Origin of the sequence: Spirulina subsalsa CS-330 (assembly GCF_028330765.1) — a bacterium.
GTDB classification, from domain to species: Bacteria; Cyanobacteriota; Cyanobacteriia; order Cyanobacteriales; family Spirulinaceae; genus Spirulina; species Spirulina subsalsa_A.
Genome location: NZ_JAQMTY010000302.1, coordinates 1 through 4789, shown reverse-complemented (window position 1 = coordinate 4789; position 4789 = coordinate 1). Strand labels below are relative to the sequence as shown.

The following is a 4789-nucleotide window of genomic DNA, read 5'->3' as shown; positions in this document are numbered from 1 at the left end:
ATCAGGATAAATCAATGGCGTTAGTCGTTGAGCCTAGCAACCCTCTGCAACTCTCGTTGTTTGAGTGGATAAATGGTCAGGTAACTGGCTGTTCAGAATCCCCCACTCTAGCCCGTAGGGTTTAGTGGGGGAGTATGTCAATCCATCAGACGTTGTGCGTGTGTTTTCTCTTGATCTCCGACTCACTCTTGCCGCTGTGGGGCTAACCCTCTGGAGTAGTTTGGCTCCCCTCCATGCCAATGCCACAGAACGCCTGACCTTAAAAGTCGGCCCCTTTGATCAAACCATTGCCCTCGACGACCTGAAGCACTTTACCGATACCGGGGAACTTTCCCCGACGCTGCAACGGTTTGCGCCTTTGTTAACGCCGGAACTGCGATCGCTCCTCAACCAAACCTTCGCCATTGATCGCAACATCGCCGATCGCTTTCTCGCCGACCTCCTCAACACCCGCGATGGCCAAATCCTGCTCGAACAATTACAAGCAGCCATTCCCCACAGCACCACCACCGACCTCCGCACCGCCCTCTATCTCACCCTCGACAACGCCGAACGGATTACCCCCCTCACCCTCCTTTCCCACTACCCCCAAGCCGAACTCGTCATCGATCTCCCCACCACGGCCCGCCTCGCCCTCCAACTCAAACGCGCCGCCATCCAAAGCCAATTTCTCACCCCAATCATGGCGCGGGAACTAGCCGCCCCACCCCTGCGCGGCCAAAGTCTCCACCCCAGCTTTGACCCCACCCAACCGGGCCCCCAAGCCGTGCGCCAGCGATCGCTGGTCTTAACCGATGACACCCGCCAACGGCAAATCAAGGTGGATCTACATTACAGCGCCAATCCTCGCGGCCCGCTGATTGTCCTGTCCCATGGTTTCGCGGCGGATCGTCGCTTTATGGCCTATTTGGCTAACCATCTCGCGTCCTACGGGTTTAGCGTTGCATCGCTGGAACATCCGGGGAGCAATATTGACCTCCTGGCGGAAATTTCGTTAAACCGTCAACCGGCTGAGGTGCTCTCGGCCCAGGAATTGGTGAATCGGCCCTTAGATGTGCAGTTCCTGTTGGATGAGTTAGAAAGCCTCAATGAAAACTGGCCTTATATAAAGGATAAGTTCAACACAACTGAGGTGGTGGTGGTGGGTCATTCGTCGGGGGGGTATACTGCGATCGCCCTCGCCGGGGGTGAGCTAGATCTCCTCGCCTTACGGAAATTTTGCCAAGAGAGCAGCCCCATCGGTCGCGCTCCGGCGGATTGGCTGCAATGTTCCGCTGCGCCCTTGCCCGATCGCACCTTGAATTTTCGCGATCGCCGCGTGGTGCAGGTGGTCGCCCTCAATCCGGTGACGGGTCATCTTTTTGGCGAGGACGGCTTAAGTCGGGTGGATGTGCCGACGTTGATCCTGAGCAATAGCCGTGATGCCGTCGCTCCGCCGTTGGATCATCAATTACAAGCCTTTGAGCAATTAAACGTGTCCAAATATTTCGTGACGATTTTGGGGGCAACCCACATGAGCATCACCGACGAGAGCAATAGCGGCAGTACGATGGCCCAAAGTACGCTGGTGCAGGAAGTGATGGGAGCGGAGGCGGAACCGGTGCGGAATTTGATGCGCGGTGTGATTCTCGCCTTTGTGGAGCAGCGCACGGAAAATGCGATGATCTACCGTCCGTTTCTCACCCCCTACTATGTCCAGTCCCAATCCACGCCCCAACTGACGATGCGCCTGGCGACGGAGTTGCCGCTGGAGTTGTCCCGCTGGGTGCAGGTGCTGACCGTGCCGACCCTCGTGCCGGATGCGTCGCGATCGCTCCTTGCCACCCTCAACGAACGCTGGGTCGCCCTCCAACATCGCCTCCATCCGCCCCAGTCTTGTCGGGGTCAGTTGGATCGGATTTTTACGGATTTATTGAGTCAAAAACCAGTTTAGAGGTCACTCAGCCCAAACCAGGCGGATTCAGGCCCTGATCCCCGCTCAGCACTGCGATCGCCTTACCCCTCAGGACTTACGCAAATTTCTGACCAATCTCTCCGTTTTTCGTTGAGGCAAGGGGCTTAAGCCCCTTGTTTGTGTGTGTCCCTGTGTAAGTCCTGCCCCTTTTTTTTGCAAAAACTTAGGGGTGGGGGGTGACACCCCTCACTAAACGATCTATAGTAAGAACTGTAGATGCACCCTGATGATTGGGGGAGTCACCGAGGTGGCTCTCTTTTTTTTTGTCTGCGGTGCAAAATCCGGCTCATGGGGTCAACCGAGCCAGACAAAGGCGATCGCGATCGCGCCCATCCCCCCCATCGCGAACCAACTGCGCCGATCAATCCCCCGCCAGCCCAGCGATTTACCCTGCCACTGTTGGCCGTAGCCCCGGAGGAGCATCGCCACGTAAACCCGCGTCGCTCGGTCATAACTGCGGACGAGCAAACTACCAGCCAATTGGGCCCAATGGCGCAGGCTCCGGATCGAAAGGCGATCGCCTTGAAACCCCCGTAAGCGCATGGCCTGCTGCATTGTGCGGCGGGTATTGTTGAACTCTTGCAGATAGCGATAGGTGAGCAACGCCATATCCACCAATAACGGCGGGATGCCCAGCGATCGCATCGCCCGCAACGTTTTCGTTAACGGTGTCGTCCCAAACAGCACCACACTCAGGGTCACGATCGAGAAAAACCGCACCCCCACCCGCACCACCATCCAGCATCCTTCGGCAGTCAATTGCAAAAAACCCCACTGCCACAGCACCGTTTCCCCCCCCGCAAACGGCACTAAAATCACCACCATCACCATAAACGCCCCCGGATAGCGCAGTTGGTTCAGACCAAAGGCCCAGGGCAATCGCGACAGGCCATAGAGACTCACCGTCACCAGCACCATCCACGGCAGCACCGTCAATTGCTGCACCGTCCCAAAGGCAAAAATCAACGCCAACAGACCCACCAACTTCGCACGCGGCTCCCAGCGGTGGAGGGGAGACGTTAAATAGGCATAGCGATCAATCGTAAAGCTCACAAGCTAGGCAGGTCTGAGAAACTACAGTTTCTAGCTTGCCGTAAGGGGGAAGGCCGCGGGCTAAATTTAGGCTGAATTTAACGGGGGTGATTGAATGGGGTGGCGTTAGATGAGCGATCGCGCCCCCGCCGTATCCATTGACAAAATATGAATTTGCGGCTCAATCCCCAACCTGCGCCAGGTAGACTCCATACTCGTCGCCACCGCATTCGCCTCATCGGCGTGGGTAATCGCCAACACCGTCGGCCCCGCCCCACTAATCACCATGCCATAGGCTCCCGCCGCCATTGCCGCCGCGTGAACCGCCTCGTAGCCCTTAATTAAGGTTTGGCGATAGGGTTGGTGAATTGAATCCTGCAAACCCACCCGCAGCCAATCTTCGCAGCCCGTTTCCAGACCTCGCAACAACAGGCCAAACCGAGCAATATTAGAAATCGCATCCTGACGGCTCACCGTCGCCGGCAACACCGATCGCGCCACCTCCGTAGACAGCGTAAAATTCGGAATCGCCACCACCGGAATCAACGACGGATGCCAGGAAATCTTCCCAATATGCCAATCATCGCCATTTTTGGCCGCCAGGTGACATCCCCCCAACAATGCCGGCACGACATTATCGGGATGGCCTTCAATTTGGGTGGCTAAATCAATCAAGCCTGAGGTGTTGAGTGGCTGTCCTGCCAGATGATTCGCCCCCATCAGTCCCCCGACGATCGCCGTCGCTGAACTGCCCAAGCCCCGCGCCAATGGAATCCCCATCTTGATTTCCAGATGAATCGGCGGCGGCGTTTGGCCAAGCTCCGCATAAAGATAGCAAAACGATTGATACACCAAATTATCAGTCCCCCGGCTGACCAACTCTTGCCCCTCTCCCCGGACATCGATCTGAAGCGTGTCAGCCGGAGTAAATTCAAAGCGATTGTAAAGCGTGAGAGCCACACCAATGCAGTCAAACCCTGGGCCAAGATTGGCCGTTGTTGCCGGAACCGTTATTTTTACCACAACATCAATCCCTTAACCGTCAAGCATTTAAGCATAGTGGACAGGGGCGAAGCCTGTCTAGATAGGGTGATGTCTTTCCTCAGCAGATTAATCTCAGTGAGAGAGCACAAGTTGCAGCTTGTTTCACGACTTTTTCACATTTGTACATTAATGTCCAGTCAGGAAACACAGTATGTTAACTTCTGCACGGCCTGTCACAGTGATATTTCAGGCAAATTACAACTCAGGGCCTCAATACCATTTTCCGAATTGTCTGTTCCTTCTCTACTGGGTTAAGTTGCCATGGTTGCTTATTTCTCTCGCGATGAGCATATGCGTCAAGCTGATGAACTTCAGCATCTCCAGCGACGTTTACATTTTGAAATCCAACGTCGCCAACAAGCCGAGGCACAACTCCTAACATCGCAGCAAACGATTGAAGACATTAGCACCCACTGGATTACGCCCTCGTTTTGGCAGAGTGTGTTTGATGCGTCACCGTTGGGATTATTTGCGGTCGATGTGACACCGGAACGAGATTTTTTAATGGTAGCCGTCAATCCTGTGATTGAACGGTGGACGGGACGCAGTGCGGTGGAAATCTGTGGAAAAACACCAGAGGCAGCGTTTGGCCCGGAGATGGGGCCTGAGATTCGAGCCAATTATCTTAAATGTGCAAAGAAGACTCCCACTATAAAGCGAGTCCGAGTAGAGTTACCGAAGGTAACGGCGGACGTGCCTTTTAGTGGCGAGATGAATTTGCACCAACAAACAAATCGAGCGACAGCGAGTCCTTTAATT

Annotated in this window: 3 protein-coding genes and 1 pseudogene; 2 read left to right on the top strand and 2 right to left on the bottom strand. The window is 55.1% G+C overall.

Going from position 1 to position 4789, the window contains the following annotated elements:
• The first annotated feature begins 154 nt into the window (after nucleotides 1-154).
• Nucleotides 155-1933, top strand: coding sequence for an alpha/beta hydrolase (locus PN477_RS20620; RefSeq protein ID WP_272121729.1), 1779 nt, complete (start codon nucleotides 155-157; stop codon nucleotides 1931-1933).
• Nucleotides 1934-2248: 315 nt separating this feature from the next.
• On the opposite strand, the gene cbiQ is transcribed toward PN477_RS20620, so the two are convergent.
• On the bottom strand, nucleotides 2249-3007 hold the full coding sequence (gene cbiQ / locus PN477_RS20615; protein ID WP_272121727.1) for a cobalt ECF transporter T component CbiQ: 759 nt from the start codon (nucleotides 3005-3007) through the stop codon (nucleotides 2249-2251).
• 105 nt (nucleotides 3008-3112) lie between these two features.
• Nucleotides 3113-4018, bottom strand: a complete 906-nt coding sequence (gene thrB / locus PN477_RS20610) for a homoserine kinase (RefSeq protein ID WP_417158875.1) — start codon at nucleotides 4016-4018, stop codon at nucleotides 3113-3115.
• 303 nt (nucleotides 4019-4321) lie between these two features.
• Here thrB and PN477_RS20605 point away from each other — a divergent pair.
• Nucleotides 4322-4789, top strand: a pseudogene (locus PN477_RS20605) (hypothetical protein); the annotation flags it as partial.